This is a genomic window from Chitinimonas sp. JJ19 (assembly GCF_036961565.1).
In the GTDB taxonomy this organism is placed as follows: domain Bacteria; phylum Pseudomonadota; class Gammaproteobacteria; order Burkholderiales; family Chitinimonadaceae; genus Chitinimonas.
In genome coordinates, this window is record NZ_JBAMDD010000016.1 from 81,410 (window position 1) to 98,407 (window position 16,998).

Here is a 16,998-nt window from a genome sequence, read left to right on the forward strand (position 1 = left end):
TGGCCAGGGCTGGAGTTAACGATAGATGGCGATCATGCGCTCGCCGTTGGCATCCACGGCGGCGCGATACATGCCTTCGCAGTTGAAGGGCAGGGCCACATGGCCTTCCCAATCCACCGCAATCAGGCCACCACTGCCGCCCAGCTCCAGCAACTGGCCGTACACCACTTCGTCGCAGGCGTCGCCCAGCGGCTGGCCCATATAGCGCACCCGGCTGGCGACTTCGTGGGCGGCGCAGCAGCGTATGAAGCTTTCGCCGTGGCCGGTGCCCGATACCGCTACCAGGTCGTCTGCCCAGGTGCCAGCGCCGATGACCGGGGTATCGCCGATGCGGCCTGCCATCTTGGCGGTGCGGCCACCAGTAGAGGTGGCTGCCGCCAGGCGGCCAGCGGTGTCCAGCGCTACGGCACCCACTGTGCCGTGCTTCACCTGCTCGCTTACTTCGGCATCGCTACCACCCGCCCTGAGCCGGGCCAGCTCGGACTGCAGGGCTTCCCAGCGCTTGCTGGTGTGGAAGTATTCAGGGGCAGCCTGGGGCAGACCCATCTTTGCTGCGAAGGCATCGGCAGCCTCGAAGCCCAGTGTGACATGGGGGGTATGGGCCATGACCAGGCGAGCAAGCTGTACTGGATTGCGGGTGCGCCTGACGCCGGTGACGCTGCCGGCTGTGCGGAACGTGCCGTCCATGATGGCGGCTTCCATCTCGATAAAGCCCTGATCATTGAACACCGCGCCACGGCCGGCGTTGAACAGGGGATTGTCTTCGAGGGCGATGACGGATGCCTGTACGGCATCCAGGGCTGCGCCACCCGCGTGCAGGATGCTCAGGCCACTATCAAGCGCGGCGCTGAGGCCGGCTATCAGCTCGGCTTCCAGTTCAGGTGTCAGGTCGGCGGCGCGTATGGTGCCGGCGCCGCCGTGTAGGGCGAGGGCTATGGGCATGGCAGGGGCGGTTATTCCAGAAAGCGCTTCTGCCAGCCTTGGTAGAGCCGGTAGGCATGGTCCTTCATGCTCTCTGGGGTGTCGAAATTGCGGGGGTCTATGGGTTCAAATACATGGTAGTCGGCCCGGGGATTGGGCGACGTGGCGATTTGCCAGAGTTTCGACAAAAGGTGCTGGTCGGCCCATTCGAAGGCCTCCTGGGCTTGGTAGTGCAGAAACACCGGTACGATGGGTGTGCCGCTCTCAAAGCTGGCGATAAAGGCGCCGCTGAAAAAGCGCCCACCCAGGCGCCGGCCCTTGCAGCCACCTTCGGGATAGAGCGCCAGGCAACTACCGCTGCGGGCGGCATCAATCAGCGCTTGGGTAGCAGCTTTGCGCGAATCGGACGATTCCCGTTTGACAAACAAGGTGCCTGCGCCAACGGCAACTCTGCCCACTATCCACCAATCGGCCACCTCAGCCTTGGCCAAGGAGCGGACAGGAAACAGGGCCGGGATGCCGATATCCTCAAAGGCGGAAGGGTGATTGGCAATCAGCACATAGTGCTGGGGCAGTTGACCACGGTAATGCTGGTGTAAACGCAGCTCTACCCCCAGGGCGCGGACAAAGGCGCGGCACCAGGCATGGAAGAACGGTGGATAGATGCGCCGGATAAGACCGTGCGGCAGTTGTGCCAGCAACAGCAGCACGGGGGTATAGAAGACGAAATCCAATATGGCCAGTACGCGCCAGAGCAGGCGCAACAGGGCGATCATGACGCAGCCAGCCGTGTGGCCAGCCAGCCTGGGCCTGGACCAGGTGTGCAACTGGCAGGCCTAGGCGCGCTCGCCAAGCGGGCGAGCTGGGCCTTACGGCGGGGCGGGAGGCAGGGCCGCCGCACGGCTTAGACCAGGAAGCCGCGCAGCTTGCTCTCGATAATGCGCGGGTTCTCGCCATGGGCGATGGCAACCAGGCCTTCGGTGACCAGTTCGCGCCGCTTGACCTCGCTGGCGATCACCTGCTTGAGCTTATTGCCTATGGGCAGGAAGAACAGGTTGGCCGAACCCACGCCGTATATGGTGGCGACAAAGGCAACCGCGATGCCTGAACCCAGCTTGGCGGGGTCGGTCAGGTTCTCCATGACATGGATCAGGCCCATGACGGCGCCCAGAATGCCTATGGTGGGTGCATAGCCGCCGGCCGATTCCCAGATCTTGGCAGCAGCGCGGTGTTTTTCTTCGTAGGCAGTGATTTCCAGTTCCATGGTATGCCGTATGGCCTCGGGCTCCGCACCGTCGACCAGCATTTGCAAGGCACGCTTGATAAAGGGATCCTTCTCGTTCATCAAGGGGGTCTCAAGTGCCAGCAGGCCGCCTCGGCGGGCGGTGTTGCTCCAGGACACCATGGACTTGACCCAGGGTTCCAGTTCTACCAAGGGTGGTGCCACGACCCAGCGCAGCATCTTGACACCACCGATAAAGCTGGCGGCGTTGCTTTGCAGCAGTACCGCACCCATGGTGCCACCCATGACGATCAACAGGGCGGTGACCTGCAGCAGCGAAGAAATCTGGCCGCCCTCCAGCACCTGTCCGCCAACGATGGCCGCAATGCCGAGGAGGATACCGATTATGCTCAGTCTATCCATGTGTACGGGTAATCTCTGTGTGATCTGGTTTGCTGCCGTTTATAGCAGATTGCGCCTTGCTTGGTGACGCCATGCTTACTTCTGTGTCCAATCGCGCAGCTTGACACGCAAACGGGCGACGGCCTGGCTGTGCAACTGGCAGACGCGTGATTCGGAGACATTCAGTACGGCGCCGATTTCCTTGAGGTTCAGCTCCTGCTCATAGTAGAGGGCCATGACCATTTTCTCCCGCTCTGGCAGGCTGGCTATGCCATCGATCAGCACCTGCCGGAAGGCGTTGTCATCTATCTCATTCAGCGGGTCGGACTTGTGGTCTGCCGCCATGGCGTCCAGCGCACTGCGGCTGTCGTCTTCGCTGTCGTGGTCGTCGTAATAGATCAGCTGGTGGCCCCGGCAATCGGCCAGCAGTTCCTGGTAGTCTGCCAGGGGCAGGTTCATGGCATCTGCCACTTCAGACTCATTGGCGGCACGCCCAAGCTTGTGCTCCAGCTTGACCAGCGCGGCCTCGATATCGCGCATGGAGCGGCGCAGCTGCCTTGGCAGCCAGTCGGCCTCGCGCAGTTCGTCCAGCATGGCGCCACGTATGCGCTGGGTGGCATAGGTCTCGAACAACACCCCTGCGGTTGGGTCGAAGTTACGGGCAGCATCCATCAGGCCGATCAGTCCGGCCTGTATCAGGTCATCCACTTCCACGCTGGCTGGCAGCCTGGCAACCAGGTGGTAGGCCAGTTTTTTGACCAGCGGGGCAAAGTTGTTGACGCGCTCTTCCACCGGATCGGTGGCGTGTTTCTGATATGCACCTATGGCGCGGGACGTGGGCATGCTCGACATCAGGTGGGAGGGTATGGCTTCTTTATGCGCCACGCTGGCCGGTTTGCCAATGTGGCAATCCAAGATTAACAGCTGACGTGCGCTTTGTTGAATTATATGGAGCAGCCGGCTGGCACCTCATGGGCTCCAGGCCCAGCGCCGGCTTTGCTGGCGCGGGTGCCTTTGGAACGAAACTTACGACAAGCCTGGGAGGCTGGCAACCGGCTTGGCGTGCGCGGTGTGGCGGTCCATGTGCAAGTCATTGAGGTGCTTGATGATGGCGGTGTGCGCTGGTGGCACGGCCTATCTACCAATCCGGCCGTGGCAACATGGTTTTGCGGGGTGTGCTAGCGCAGGCTGCTCAGACGGCGGCTGACATCCAGTGCGCGGTAGAGCAGGTTCTCCCTATCGGCACTGCCCGGTTTGCGGGGCCAGCGCCGCATGGCGGCGGCTAGCTGGGCGAAGGCGATGCTGGCTTCGCTTTGCGGGAAGGCATGGGCTACCGGTTGGCCCAGCTTGTCGGCACGAGCCAGTTGTTCGTCCTCGGGGACAAAGCCGACCAGCTTCATCTTGACATCCAGATAGCGGCCAGCGACTTCCTTGACCCGCTTGAACAGGGCCATGGCGGTGTCCAGCGTACGTACCCGGTTGGCCAGCAGGCGGAAATCACGGCGCCCATACTCGGTATGCAAGCGCTTGATGGCGGCATAGGCCGCCGTGATCGACTCACCCGAGGGGGTGATGACGACGATGACCTCGTCCGCCGACAAGGCCAGGCCAGGCGCGTTGTCGTCGGCAACCGGGCGGGCATCTACCAGCACCCAGTCTATGCGGGCGACCAGGGAGTCGTATTCGTCGGCCAATTGATTGGCGCGGCCGGGGGGCAGGTGGCCTGCCAGGGGGGCGGACAGCTTGATGGGCATCAGCTCGAAACCGGGAGCGGAAAGCAGCAGTTCATCCAGCCGGACTTCGCGCCCGGCGGCATGCTCGAAGGCATAGCGCTGGCGCAGTTGCAGGCGGTTGATGGCATTGTGCCGGCTATCGTCCTCGTCCAGCAGCAGGACGCGCATATCCTGTGCCGATATCGCGGCAGCCAGATTGAGCGCCAGCGTGGTTACACCCGTGCCGCTGCCACCGGTAAGGGCCACCGCCCGACCACCGGGCCCGCCTACCAGCTTGCGTAAGCTGGCTGCCTGGTCGGCTGCTACCGTGGTAACGATATTGTTGAGCCTATCCATGGCACATCAGGCGGCGGCTTCTCGCCAGGAAAAGTCCAGCGACGGTTGCTGCGCCCCCAGAAACAGCGGGTACTCCTCGTTCTTGAGCCGGTAAGCCGGGGCTTCGGGCGGCGTCTTGAAGACCCTGTCTACCAGATATAGGCCACTGGCCACGTGCAGGTCTTCAGGCACCCGTTGGCCATTGGTAATGTAGTAAAGCGGCAGCTTGTAACGCACGATGACATCCAGGCCGCTGCCTAGCGAAAAGGCCTCGTCGGTCTTGGTAAAGATGCAGCCGGACAGGCCTTCGCCATGGTAGCGCCGTACCACGTCGTCCAGGGTGGTGCCCTGGGCATTGGCGCTGAGCAGGAGCAAACGCTTTACCGGGGTGGTCTGGCCTGCCAGCAGGGCGATCTGCTCGACCACGCGCTGGTCACGCTGGCCCATGCCGACAGTATCAATCAAGACCAGGTGGCGGTTGCGCAGGTCTGCCAGCGTCTGTGCCAGGTCGGTTTCGTCCGTGACGGCGTAGACGGGTACACCCAATATCTTGCCATAGATGCGTAACTGGTCCTGCGCGCCTATCCGGTAGCCATCGGTAGTAATGAGGGCGACCTTGGCTGCGCCATGCTTGAGGGTGGCACGCGCAGCCAGCTTGGCGACGGTGGTGGTCTTGCCTACGCCGGTAGGGCCTACCAGGGCATACACACCGCCGGCCTCGACAATATCGGCGCCTGGGCCGACGGTGGGCAGGTTATGTTGCAAGGCAGTGCGCGCCCATTTCATGCCGCGCTCGGTGCTGTAGCCGCTGGGCATGTGCTCAACGATCTGGCGGCTGAGGGCAGGGCTGAAGCCTACGCTCAGCAAGCGGCGCAGCACCTCCAGCCGCTCAGGTGCATGGCGTTTGAGTTCGTTCCAGGCGAGGCCGGCCAGCTGTCCTTCCAGCAGGCTGCGCAACATCTTGATCTCGCTGGAGATGTCTTCCACCTCATGGCTGATGTTTTCTATCTTCTTGCCGTGCTCACTCATATCCGGCACGGGGTGCACCGGCTCGCGGGTGATGGCAGGCGGGGCCGGAGGGGGGGCATAAGCCGGTGCGGTAGCCGGCGCAGCCTCGGCCGGCGCCAGGGTAGGCTCCACCCTGTGGCCTTGTGCTTGCTCCGGCTCGGGCGGTTCATAGCGATAGCGCGGGGTAAAGCTGGTCGGGCTGACCACGGCGGGGTGGTCGTCCGGCACAACGTCGCCGCCCAGGCGCGGCATGGCCATCATGGTTGGTGTGTTGGCAGCAGGACGTACCGGTGGCCGGATGTCAGCCAGCGTGGGCTCCTCGTCATCATCGTCCAACTCGGGCGGCAAGGCATAGGTGCGTTGCACGGCGCGATTGGCTGCCGCTGGTGCCTTGGGTGGCGTCAGCGTGGCGCGTGGTGTCGGCTTGGCGGCCAGGCTGCTGCTACCCAGGCTGGCTACCTCGGTGTCAGAGACGGCCATGATCTCGATATGCCCGTCCGGCAGTTGCCGGTTCGACAATATCAGTGCGTCTGGCCCCAGCTCATCACGTACCTGTTTCAGTACTTCTCGGGTGCTGGCCCCTTGGAATTTCTTGACGACCATGATCCTGTCCTTTGCTGGTCGATTCTTTCTTATGGTGCATTACCGGGCTTCCGGTTCACACTCCACCTGCTGTGTCAGGCAGCCGCTGCACGGCCACCCAGTACGCCTATGATGCGTATGGTTTTGTTGTCGGGTATCTCGCTGTGCGCCAACACCCTGAACTGCGGAATCGAGCGGCGCAGAAAGCGGCTGAGCAAGGGTCGCAACTGGGCGGGCGTGATCAGCACGCTGTTAAGCCCCTGGTTTTCCATCTGCTCGGTCAACTGGCTGGCCTGCTGCAGCAGCGTCTCGGCGAGGCCGGGTTCCAGCCCGCCGCCGCGACCTTGGCTGGCCTGCAGCAAGACCTGCTCCAAGCCAGGGTCCAGCGCAATGACTTGCAGTTCGTTTTCGCCAGGGAACAGCTGGTGCACGATGGCGCGACCCAGGCCTACTCTGACAGCCGAAGTCAGTTCGTCCACGTCCATGGTCTTGGTGACATGCTCGCCCAGCACTTCCAGAATGGTACGCATATCGCGGATATGCATGCTTTCGTCCAGCAGGTTCTGCAGCACTTTCTGCAGGATGTTGAGCGGTACCACCTTGGGCACCAGGTCTTCCACCAGCTTGGGCGATTCCTTGGCGGTATGGTCCAGCAATTGCTGGACTTCCTCGCGCCCGAGCAGCTCGGAGGCGTGGCTTTGCAGCAGGTTGGAAATATGGGTCGCCACCACGGTGCTGGCATCCACAACGGTGTAGCCCAGTGACTGTGCCTGCTCCTTGAGGTGGGCATCGACCCAGATGGCGGGCAGGCCAAAAGTGGGGTCGGTGGTAGGAGTGCCAGGCAGGGGGCCCAGTACGCGACCAGGGTTGATGGCCAGGAACTGCCCCAGGTAGGCCTCGCCATTGCCGACATCGACGCCTTTCAGCTGGATGCGATAGGCATTGGGCTTGAGTTCAAGATTGTCGCGGATATGGATGGGCGGAACCAGAAAGCCGAGATCCTGCGCGATCTTCTTGCGTATGCCACGTATGCGGCGGAGCAACTCGCCATCCTGGTTGCGATCGACCAGCGGAATGATGCGATAGCCGACTTCCAGGCCGACAGGGTCGACTGCCGACACGTCATGCCAACCGACTTCCTGGGCTTGCTGTTCCTGTGCCCGCTGGGCTTCCTGTGCGGCGGCCTGGACCTCCTGTGGCACTTCCTCGGATTTGACCTTGGCGCGTTGCTCCATGTAATAGGCCAGCCCAGCCAGGCCTGCCGCCATCAGCAGGAAGGCAATATGGGGCATATTGGGTATCAGGCCGAACAGGCCGATGACGCCGGCGGTGACATAGAGGGTGGTGGGCTTGGAGAACAGCTGGCCCAGCAACTGCTCGGACAGATCCTTGTCATCACCGACGCGTGATACCACCAGGCCTGCTGCGGTCGAAATGATCAGGGCGGGAATCTGGGCCACCAGGCCATCGCCAATGGAAAGCAGGGTGTAAGTCTTGCCGGCCAGGGCAAATGGCATGTCGTGCGACAGCATGCCCACGATGATTCCGGCTACCAGGTTGATGACAATGATCAGGATGCCGGCAACGGCGTCTCCCCGCACAAACTTGGAGGCACCGTCCATGGAGCCGAAGAAGTCGGCTTCCTGGGAGATGGTCTTGCGGCGGCGCCGGGCCTCGTCCTCGCCTATCAGGCCCGCGTTGAGATCGGCGTCGATGGCCATCTGCTTGCCCGGCATGGCGTCCAGGGTGAAGCGGGCGCTCACTTCGGCGATGCGGCCAGCACCCTTGGTGATCACCACGAAGTTGATGATGGTCAGTATGACGAACACGACGATACCGACAGCGATATTGCCGCCGATCAGGAAATGGCCAAATGCCTCGATCACCTTGCCTGCTGCCGCTTCGCCGCCATGACCCGAGGTCAGGATGACGCGGGTGGAGGCGACGTTCAGCGCGAGCCGCAACAGCGTGGTCATCAGCAGGACGACTGGAAAAGCTGAGAAGTCCAGTGGTTCCTTGGTATTGATGGCCACCATCAGCACGATGATGGCCACCGCGATATTGAAGGTGAAGAAGAGATCGAGCAGGAGCGGCGGTAGCGGCAGGATAAATAGCGTCAGCACCATCAGGACGATGATGGGTCCGGCCAGCGAGGATAAATTAAGCCGTGCAAACATGGGTTTGTACTACCGTCGCCTTTGAATCTTGATAAAGCAGTTTCAGAAACTGCGCTTCTTCTTTGAATTATCTCATTTTTTTGTATTTGTCACGCAGGGAATGCAGTTGGTGTGAATTGAGTGCGTAAAAACCCAGCATGCGGGCGCAGCAATATGCCTTTGCAGCGTGCCGCGGGGAGATGGTGGCACCGGCCATTGCAGCGGTATCGCCAGGGCCTGGATCAGGCTTCGCCGCCGGGGTCCAGCTCGGTCGGTACCGGCAGCTCTTTCGCCAGCTCGGGCTCGTGGCCGCCATGACGCTTGAAGTGATTGAGCTGCATGATATAGGCCAGCACCTCGGCCACCGCCGTGTACAGCGGTGTAGGAATGTCCTCGCCCAGGTCGGCATGGTGATAGAGCGCCCGTGCCAGCGGTGGGGTCCGCAGTATGGGCACCTTGCTGTCGCGGCCTATCTCGATAATGCGTTCCGCCAGCAGGAAAGAGCCCTTGGCAACCACGCGCGGGGCTTTCATCTTCTTTTCGTCGTACTGCAGGGCCACGGCATAGTGCGTGGGGTTGGTGACGATCACATTGGCCTTGGGTATTTCGGCCATCATGCGCTGGCGGGCGGCCTGCATCTGCAGCTGGCGTATCTTGGCCTTGACCTGGGGATCGCCCTCCGATTCCTTGTGTTCCTGCTTGACCTCTTCCTTGGTCATGCGCAGGTTGCGCTTGTACTCCCACAGCTGGAAGGGCACGTCGATGAGGACAATCAGTGCCATGGAGCCCACCACCACCAACAGGGTGAATTTCACGATCTCGTAAAGATAGGCCAGGCTCTCGAACGGCGGCATGGCGATCAGCTGGATGACTTCTTCCTTTTCGGACCAGATGGTGAGTATGGCCACACCGCCGATCAGTGAGGATTTGAGTACAGCCTTGACCATCTCTACCAGGCTGCGCACCGAGAAGATGCGGCCTATGCCCGTCATGGGGTTCAGCTTGTCGAACTTGGGTGTGAGGGCTTCAAACGTGAACAGCCAGCCCGACAGCACGATGGAGGCGAGGATGGCGGCGACTGCCGTGGAAGCCATGAAGGGTAGTATGGCCATCAGTCCATCGAAGGCGGACTGGGAGAAATGTGCCAGTAGTTGATCCATATCGCCCAGGGTGGCGCGATCAAACTGCAGATTGCGGCTGACGATGCGCTTCAGCGCTTCCAGCATGGAGCCGCCCAGGCTGATCATGGCGACCACGCCGGTCATCAGTACCGAGAAGGTAACGAGTTCCTGCGAGCGGGCGACCTGACCCTTGTTACGTGCGTCTTCCAGCCGTCGGGGGCTGGGGTCTTCTGTGCGTTCTAGATCGCTATCTTCTGCCATGGCACCATCAAGCTGGAGTGGGTAGGCCGGTTAACTGTTTGCCTAGGCACAGTCTGCAGTTTGGGCTGCAGACCGTGTCTGTCGGATCAGCGTTGCGGCACTACCAGCTTACTTGCCAGCGTTGATAACAGCCAGTGCCTTGGTACTTGCCTTGACCAGATCGGCAGGTTTCTGGCGGATCAGGTCGGCATAGCGGGCCTTTTGCTTCTTCACCAGGTAATCGACCAGCAGCCAGCCCACGTAGCGGGTCTGGGCCAAATGTTCGCCGGTGTAGTTAGCCAAGGTGGCGGCCGAGCCATCGCCCAGCTTGGTGATGATGTTGCTGATGGTAGCCTTGCGATTGCTGTTTACCTGGGCCACTTGCTCGGTGCTCAGGTTGAGGTAAGTCTCAACCGTATGGCCGGGCACGGTGCTGCGCAGTACGTGTGCCTGCACGCCTTCGGAGATCAGCAGCTCAGCCAGGTTGCGGGGTTGGCTGCCGAAATGGGCGTTCTTGTCCTGCATGACCTTGGACAGGATGCGATGCAGGGGCAGGGCACGGGTCTTGGCGTCGACTTCCAGCGGCAGGTTGACGTTGACTATGCCATCGGCCTCCTGACTCCAGACACGACCTTCAAAAGCGCCGACATAGGTGATCCAGCGTACCGAGAAAGGCTTGTCGAGAAAGTACTGAGCTGACAGGGCGTCAATGGCATCGGCGGGTTCCGCTGCGATGCCGTCGAATCCTGCATTGATCTGCGGTAGAGCGGCCGCATAGCGAGGCCAGGCGGCCTCAAGCGCGGCGCGGGTGGCTGCATCGTCTTCATGCGCGCTCACGTTATAAATCTTCTTGAACAAGCGCCAGCGGCGATCGCTCTCACTCTCGACAGGTACGGCGGGGGCGGCCGGAGCTGCCTGTTTGCCATCAGCAGCAGGCGCGGCGGGCGCGGCAGGTGCCTGGACGACAGGCGCACTGGCTACCTTGTAGAAATCCAGGAACAGTGGCGACAGGTCTCTTACCTTGACTTCCAGTTGTACAGCTTGCTTGGCAGGTGCCTTGGCCGTTGCAGCAAATGCCGGCATGCCGGCGGTGGCCAGCAGGGCGGCCAGTATCAGTTGACGCATGGGATCTCCACTACAGATGGACTGGTCTGCACCCGATAGGTGAGCAGACCCGCTGATTGCCCGAATATCGTTGTCGGAGGGTCGGGGCAAATTGGCGCGCATTCTACCCTTAGCCTGAGCAGTATGCACCGTGCTGGGGCGGCCATTCGTCGCGCGCCTTGTGAGGGAGAGGCCTAATCACAGGGGGCTTGCGCAACAACGCCGGTGGAACTCTTTAACAGGGCTTTAACCGCAAATCCGATTCCGTCCACTCTGCTTGGCCTCATACAACTGCTCGTCGGCATACAGAAACAATTCGTTCTCGGTCTTGAGCGCAGGGTAGGCCGCCAAGCCGCCACTAAAGGAGAAATGGCGGGTTTCGATATTGGAGACTTCAAAGGCAATATCGCCAAAGGCGAGGCGCATCTTGTCTACCCGTTCGCGGGCGGTCTGCAAGGTGCAGTCCCACAGCAGCATGACGAACTCTTCGCCGCCAAAGCGGCTCAGCAGGTCGTTCTCCTGCATGTGCGCACCGACTACCAGCGATAGCCGCTTGATGACGATGTCGCCAAAGTAGTGCCCCCAGGTGTCGTTGATGGTCTTGAACTTGTCGATGTCGATAACCGCCAGGGCAAGGGTGACCTTGTCGCGGCTGGCGCGGCGGATGACATCCTGGGCCCGCTTCTTGAAGCCTATCTTGTTGAGCAGGCCAGTTGCCCGGTCTTTGCTGATGAGGTTCTTGTCTGTGCGTATCTTGCTGATACGGTTGAGCAACTGATGGGTGAGGACATCGCTGTCGGTTAGCGACAGTATCTGGTCAAAACCACTGTCCGTCGCCTTGCGGGCCAGGGCGGTATCGGGCCTGGTTTGCAGCAGGACAATCTCGAGGCTGGGATCGACTTCGATATTCTTCTTGAGCACCCTGGCGATGACCTCGGTGCGCAGGTAGTGGCTATCTTCTATCACCACCACGTCAGGCTGCATCTGCTTGACGGCCAGGTGCAGGGTCTGCACATCGGGGTGGTGTATCAGGTTGACCTGCTGTGTTGCCAGCAGCGCTGTATCGAAGCGCACCTGATCGCCCAGATAGAGCACCACGCTGGTTTCATCACGCTTGCGCTGCGCAAACAGGTTGAACAGCTTGTCGACCAGCACGTCGTTGGCAATGGGTTTTTCGGCGTAGGCGAGGCAGTTGTTGTCTACCAGCATCTTTTGCAGCAGGAAGCGGCCGCTCTGCTTCTCTGTCTGCAAATAAACATAGTGGTGCTGCTGGGGCAGGCGGCGGAGCAGGTCGCCCAGGAACATGGTGCGATTGTCGTCCAGCTGCATGTTGTAGAGCACGTCCAGATCGACCACGTAGAGGTCTTCCGGGTCTGCCTGCAAGGCGGTGCGGACAAACTCGGCCATCTGGTCAAAGAACTGGATGTCAAAGTCGTACTTGTGTGCGCACAGCAGCAATTCTGCCTGGTTGTCCTTGATAAAGAAGGTCTGTGCCAGGAAGTAGACCTTGCGTTTATATAGGGATGTGGTGTCCGCCATCTATCTTTGCCTCTGTTCGCCTGGCCTCGCCATGGTGGGGCAGCTTGGCGCCATTTTTTATGGTGACTGCCAGAATCGGGAAACCCGTATCCGGCAGCCCATTTATGACAATTGTATCAAGCGCAATTGCGCGGCTTGAAGAAAGTGTAGTTCGAGTATGGCTCGAAGGCCTCATATATCGCACTACCCTGCGGTGCGATGTCGAGTTGCACGCTGGCAGCCTGTACCCGGGTGTCGGCGCTCTGTCCCGTTGCATCGCGCAATGGGACACCATCGTACCAGTGCGAATACGGCAGCAGCAGTCGGGTCTGCAACGGCTTGTCGGACAGATTCACAATCACCAGGGCGGCCTGGCCGGGCACCTCGGTATGGCGCAGGAACACCAGGGCATTGCCGGGCAGGCGATCGCCCAGTACGGTGACATCGCCATACTGCAGGGCTGGATTGGCTTGGCGTATGCTGATTAGCTGCTTGACCCAGGCGCGCTGGGATGGGTTCCACTCACACTCGTCCCAACGCATGGGGCGGCGGCAATCTGGGTCTGCGCCCCCTTCCATGCCGATTTCTTCGCCGTAGTAGATCAAGGGCACACCGGGCAGTGTCAATTGCATCAATAGCGCCACGCGGGCTTTCTCTATGCTGCCAACGGTGGTGATCAGCCTTGGCGTGTCGTGGCTGGACAGCATGTTCCACGAGCACAGCAAGCCCTTCAGGCCGTAGCCCTCGCGGGCATCCGCGACGGCGCGGTTCATTTGTATTGCGTCGATCTCGCCCGCTAGCCATGCCAGTATGGCGGTGCGATACCAATAATTCATCATGCCGTGGAAGCCGCCGCCCGCCTGGAACCAACTGGCGGAGTAGCCATTGAGTTCGCCCAGCAGGCTGGCCTGCGGGTAGTGTTCTGCCACGCAGGCCGCCATTTCCTTGGCAACGGGGATGCCGACATCCTGGGCGACGTCAAAGCGCCAGTTGTCTACCCCCTGGCCCAGCCAGTGCTGTACCAGGCTACGGGGTTGGCGATACAGCACATCGCGCACTGCCGGGTTGGCCAGGTTGAGCTCAGGCATCAGGCCGTAGTCCTGCCAGCACAGGTAGCTGCCATCAGCGCGGAAGGTAAACCAGTCGCGCTTCTCTGGGTCGCCCGCCTGGGCGGCCAGGAACCAGGGATGCTGGTCGGAAACATGGTTGAGCACGGCGTCCAGCGTCAGCTTCATGCCACGCTGATGCAATGCCTTGATCAGGCGCTGTAGGGCGGCTTCGCCACCAAACATGGGGTCGATGCTGAAAAAGTCGGTGGCATCGTATTTGTGATTGCTGGGGGCACTGAAGACGGGGGTGAGGTAGACACCGGTAATGCCCAGGTCGGCCAGGTAGTCCAACTTATCGGTGATGCCATCGAGGTCGCCACCGTAGAACTGCTGTCCCCATGGCTGGTTGAGCGTGGACTCATCCCAGCCGCGCTTGACTGCGCCGGGGATGTCGTAGGCCGCCTGAGCCAGTTTGTCGGCGCTGTTGAGGCCATTGCCTATGGCAAAGCGCTCCGGGAATATCTGGTAGACCACCTGGCTGGCGGTCTGGCGGGTGAAATCATCAAGCTGGACAGGTGTATTCATGGCGTGCTCGGGTAAAATCAGTTTTTTATTGGTAACCAGCGCCAGCTTGCCAAGTATTCAGGTCTTGCGCGAATACTGCCTGCCGGTCTTATGGAGAGCGAATTATGCCGTCTTTCGACATTGTGTCTGAGGTCAACGAAGTAGAAGTGAAGAATGCCGTGGAGCAGGCCAACAAGGAAGTCGGCAATCGCTTTGACTTCAAGGGCTCGGATGCCCGCATCGATCAGGCTGAGAAGACGCTGACGGTGTTTGCCGACAATGATTTCCAGCTGGAGCAGGTCAAGGAAATTCTGTTGGCCAAGCTGGCCAAGCGCAATGTAGATGTGCGCTGCCTGGACGAAGCCAAGATAGATAAGATCAGCGGCAACAAGGTCAAGCAGGTCATTACCGTCAAGGTAGGTATCGAGACTGAATTGGCCAAGAAGATCGTCAGGGTGATCAAGGACTCCAAGATCAAGGTACAGGCCAGCATACAGGGTGATGCCGTGCGGGTGAGTGGAGCCAAGCGGGACTTGCTGCAGGACACCATTGCGCTGGTTCGCAAGTCGATTGAGGAGTTTCCGCTGCAGTACCAGAACTTCCGTGATTGATTAGCTGATCTGTTGGGGCGGCAATGTGCACCAGTGCCTTGCAGCCCATCGCCCGGATTGCCCGGTTGTCGCCGCCGATTGCGCTTTGTCGCCTCGGCGGCGATGCTTTTCAAGGTGATCGGTATTGTCGCGCTTCCAACGGTATAAACAATATTCGGGAGTTCCATGCACAAGCTCGCCTATGCCCTTGCCCTGGCATTTGCCCTACCTGGCCAGGCGGCCATCAACGCATTGCAACTGGGTGCACAGCAAGGCATCAAGCTGGACGGTAAGCTTGATGATGCAGCCTGGCAGACTACCCAGCGTTACGACACCTTTTATGAGCACACACCGCGTGACAAGCGTCCGGCCGAACAGCCCACGGCCATGCGGATTGCCTATGACAAGCAGTATCTCTATGTGGCGCTGGAAGCGATAGACCCTAAGCCGCAGGAGGTGCGAGAGCCTTTCAGCCGCCGGGACAAGGTACTGGGTGATCAGGACTTCTTTGTTTTCTATCTGGACCCGGCCGGCGATGGCAAGGCCGCACAGTTCTTTCGGGTGAATCCGCGAGGGGCTGTGGGTGACGGCATGTTTACCGATACGGGGGGCGAGGATTTTTCACCCGACTACGATTTCGAGGCCGCTGCCAGCCGCACCGATACCGGTTGGACGGCGGAGCTGCGGATACCTTTCTCGGCACTGGCTTACAACGGCGGCAGCAAGGATTGGAAGGTTATGGTGTTGCGTAGCCTGACGCGCGGTGACCGCTATCGGCTAACCAGCGGAGAGGCGCCTGGTGATACCAATTGCTTCCTGTGCTACAGCATGCCATTGACGGGCATGACACCGCCCCAGCAAGCCATGAACTGGAGCATTACACCGCAGATACTGGCCAGCCGGGCCGAGAAGACCCACGCCAATGGCAGCAAGACGCACAAGAACGAAGTGGATCTGGCAGTGGACATCAAGCTGCGGCCACGGCCGGATTGGGTGCTGGATCTGACACTGAACCCGGATTTCTCCCAGGTGGAACTCGATGCGCCGGTGCTGGCGGGCAACAGCCGTTTTGCCGTCTTTTTGCCGGAGAAGCGGCCATTCTTTCTAGAGGGGGCCGACCTGCTGCAAGGACCCACGCGCGCCATTCATAGCCGAGCCATTACCGACCCGGCTTGGGGCGCCCGTGCCACCTGGCGTGGGGAGTCTGCCGATGCGACGGTACTGACGACCCGTGATGACGGTGGCGGGTTGGTGGTGGTGCCGGGCGCGTATGGTAATGGTTATGCCCAGCAAAGCTTCAAGTCACAGGCGACCATTGCCCGTGGCAGCCTGCGGCTGGGTAGTGCCCAGTTGGGCGGCGTGTTTACCGATCGCAGCCTGGAACATGGCCGGGGCTATAACCGGGTGGTAGGTGGAGATTTGGCCTGGCAGGTCGATGACACGACACGCGTGCGCACACAATTGTTGGCCAGCCAGACGACGGCCTTGTATGACAGTGCTGCGGATGCCCTGATGCGTGGTGACAAGCGCGACGGTCATTCCTTCTACGCTGACATCAATAACCGGACTGCCGCTTGGAGTCTCTACGCACAGGTACGCGATATCGGGCGCGACTTTCGGGCGGACAATGGTTTCATCACCCAGACTGGGGTACGCAGCTTTTATAGCGAGATGAACCTGATATTCGAGCATGCCGGTGCCTGGCGTGAAACCAACCCGTATCTGAACACCGAGTATGTAGAGGATAGGGAGGGGGAGAAGGTGTTCAGCACGCTGCGTCCTGGCCTTTTCCTGGCAGGGCCGTATGACAGCTTCTACAACCTGGAGTGGCGGCCCAATCAGCAAACTCGGCTGGAGGCAGGAGGCCCCTTGCTCAAGCGTGATTATGTGCATCTGTTTGCAGATGGTGCGCCGTCCAAGCTGTTGAACCGGCTGACCGCCACAGTGCAACTAGGGGACCAGATTGATTACGAGAACAGCCGGGTAGGCAAGGGTGGGTATGTCTCGCTATTCGCCCGTATGCGCCTGCATGAACGGCTGGAAGTGGAGCAGGTGCTGGACAAGGTTTGGGTTGATGGCGGCCCGGTCACCAAGGAAAGGGCTTACTCCGAATTGGCTTACCAGTGGAATTCGATCTGGCACTTCACTGCCCGCGATACGGCCCGATTTATCTGGCAGCATGCCAAGGTCGAGCGTAATCCCCTCGCCTATACGGGTGCGGTGAACCGCGATGACACGCGCAATACTTGGTCGCTGGTGTATACCCATCAGCAAGGTCTGGGCAAGGCGGTATATGTGGGCGCCACCCTGGCAGATAACCGCGATGACGGCGGCAAGCGCAAGCAGAACGAGTTGTTCGTGAAAGGTTCCTGGACGCTGTAAGCAGGGCGAGGTAGCCGGGCGTTCAGCCCGGTTACCTTGCCTACGGTAGTGCAGCCTGCATGGCGTGTAGGACTGGGGTGATGACCTCGCC

Annotated in this window: 13 protein-coding genes; 2 read left to right on the forward strand and 11 right to left on the reverse strand. The window is 60.6% G+C overall.

Features of this window, described 5'->3' with window-relative positions; all coding sequences use genetic code 11:
- Positions 1–15: 15 nt before the first annotated feature.
- The 11 genes from V7714_RS17365 to V7714_RS17415 form a co-directional block, all read right to left on the reverse strand.
- A complete protein-coding gene (locus V7714_RS17365; protein WP_335710843.1) occupies positions 16–942 on the reverse strand; it encodes an isoaspartyl peptidase/L-asparaginase family protein in 927 nt (308 codons plus the stop codon).
- 11 nt (positions 943–953) lie between these two features.
- Complete coding sequence (locus tag V7714_RS17370) at positions 954–1,697, reverse strand: lysophospholipid acyltransferase family protein (RefSeq protein WP_335710844.1); 744 nt, start codon at positions 1,695–1,697, stop codon at positions 954–956.
- A gap of 128 nt (positions 1,698–1,825) precedes the next feature.
- Positions 1,826–2,566 (reverse strand): flagellar motor protein, encoded by a 741-nt coding sequence (locus V7714_RS17375; RefSeq protein WP_290331651.1) that lies wholly within the window; start codon positions 2,564–2,566, stop codon positions 1,826–1,828.
- A 75-nt stretch (positions 2,567–2,641) separates the two neighbouring features.
- Positions 2,642–3,388, reverse strand: a complete 747-nt coding sequence (locus V7714_RS17380; RefSeq protein ID WP_335710845.1) for an RNA polymerase sigma factor FliA — start codon at positions 3,386–3,388, stop codon at positions 2,642–2,644.
- A 335-nt stretch (positions 3,389–3,723) separates the two neighbouring features.
- Positions 3,724–4,614, reverse strand: coding sequence for a MinD/ParA family ATP-binding protein (locus tag V7714_RS17385; protein WP_290331650.1), 891 nt, complete (start codon positions 4,612–4,614; stop codon positions 3,724–3,726).
- Between the two features lie 6 nt (positions 4,615–4,620).
- Entirely contained in the window at positions 4,621–6,204 is a 1,584-nt protein-coding gene (gene flhF, locus V7714_RS17390) for a flagellar biosynthesis protein FlhF (protein ID WP_335710846.1), read from the reverse strand.
- Between the two features lie 74 nt (positions 6,205–6,278).
- On the reverse strand, positions 6,279–8,360 hold the full coding sequence (gene flhA / locus V7714_RS17395; RefSeq protein WP_335710847.1) for a flagellar biosynthesis protein FlhA: 2,082 nt from the start codon (positions 8,358–8,360) through the stop codon (positions 6,279–6,281).
- A gap of 221 nt (positions 8,361–8,581) precedes the next feature.
- Positions 8,582–9,721, reverse strand: a complete 1,140-nt coding sequence (flhB, locus tag V7714_RS17400; protein WP_335710848.1) for a flagellar biosynthesis protein FlhB — start codon at positions 9,719–9,721, stop codon at positions 8,582–8,584.
- Between the two features lie 108 nt (positions 9,722–9,829).
- Positions 9,830–10,825: a hypothetical protein gene (locus V7714_RS17405; protein WP_335710849.1), complete on the reverse strand. Its 996-nt coding sequence runs from the start codon at positions 10,823–10,825 to the stop codon at positions 9,830–9,832.
- Between the two features lie 225 nt (positions 10,826–11,050).
- On the reverse strand, positions 11,051–12,343 hold the full coding sequence (locus V7714_RS17410) for a GGDEF domain-containing protein (RefSeq protein WP_335710850.1): 1,293 nt from the start codon (positions 12,341–12,343) through the stop codon (positions 11,051–11,053).
- Between the two features lie 116 nt (positions 12,344–12,459).
- Entirely contained in the window at positions 12,460–13,956 is a 1,497-nt protein-coding gene (locus tag V7714_RS17415; RefSeq protein ID WP_335710851.1) for a glycoside hydrolase family 13 protein, read from the reverse strand.
- Positions 13,957–14,060: 104 nt separating this feature from the next.
- Between V7714_RS17415 and V7714_RS17420 the strand changes: the two genes are divergently transcribed.
- Together V7714_RS17420 and V7714_RS17425 are read left to right on the forward strand one after the other, a co-directional pair.
- The gene (locus V7714_RS17420; protein ID WP_284197386.1) at positions 14,061–14,546 is read left to right on the forward strand and encodes a YajQ family cyclic di-GMP-binding protein; all 486 of its coding nucleotides are present in this window, start codon (positions 14,061–14,063) and stop codon (positions 14,544–14,546) included.
- 165 nt (positions 14,547–14,711) lie between these two features.
- Positions 14,712–16,907 (forward strand): carbohydrate binding family 9 domain-containing protein, encoded by a 2,196-nt coding sequence (locus V7714_RS17425; RefSeq protein WP_335710852.1) that lies wholly within the window; start codon positions 14,712–14,714, stop codon positions 16,905–16,907.
- The last annotated feature ends 91 nt before the right edge of the window (positions 16,908–16,998 follow it).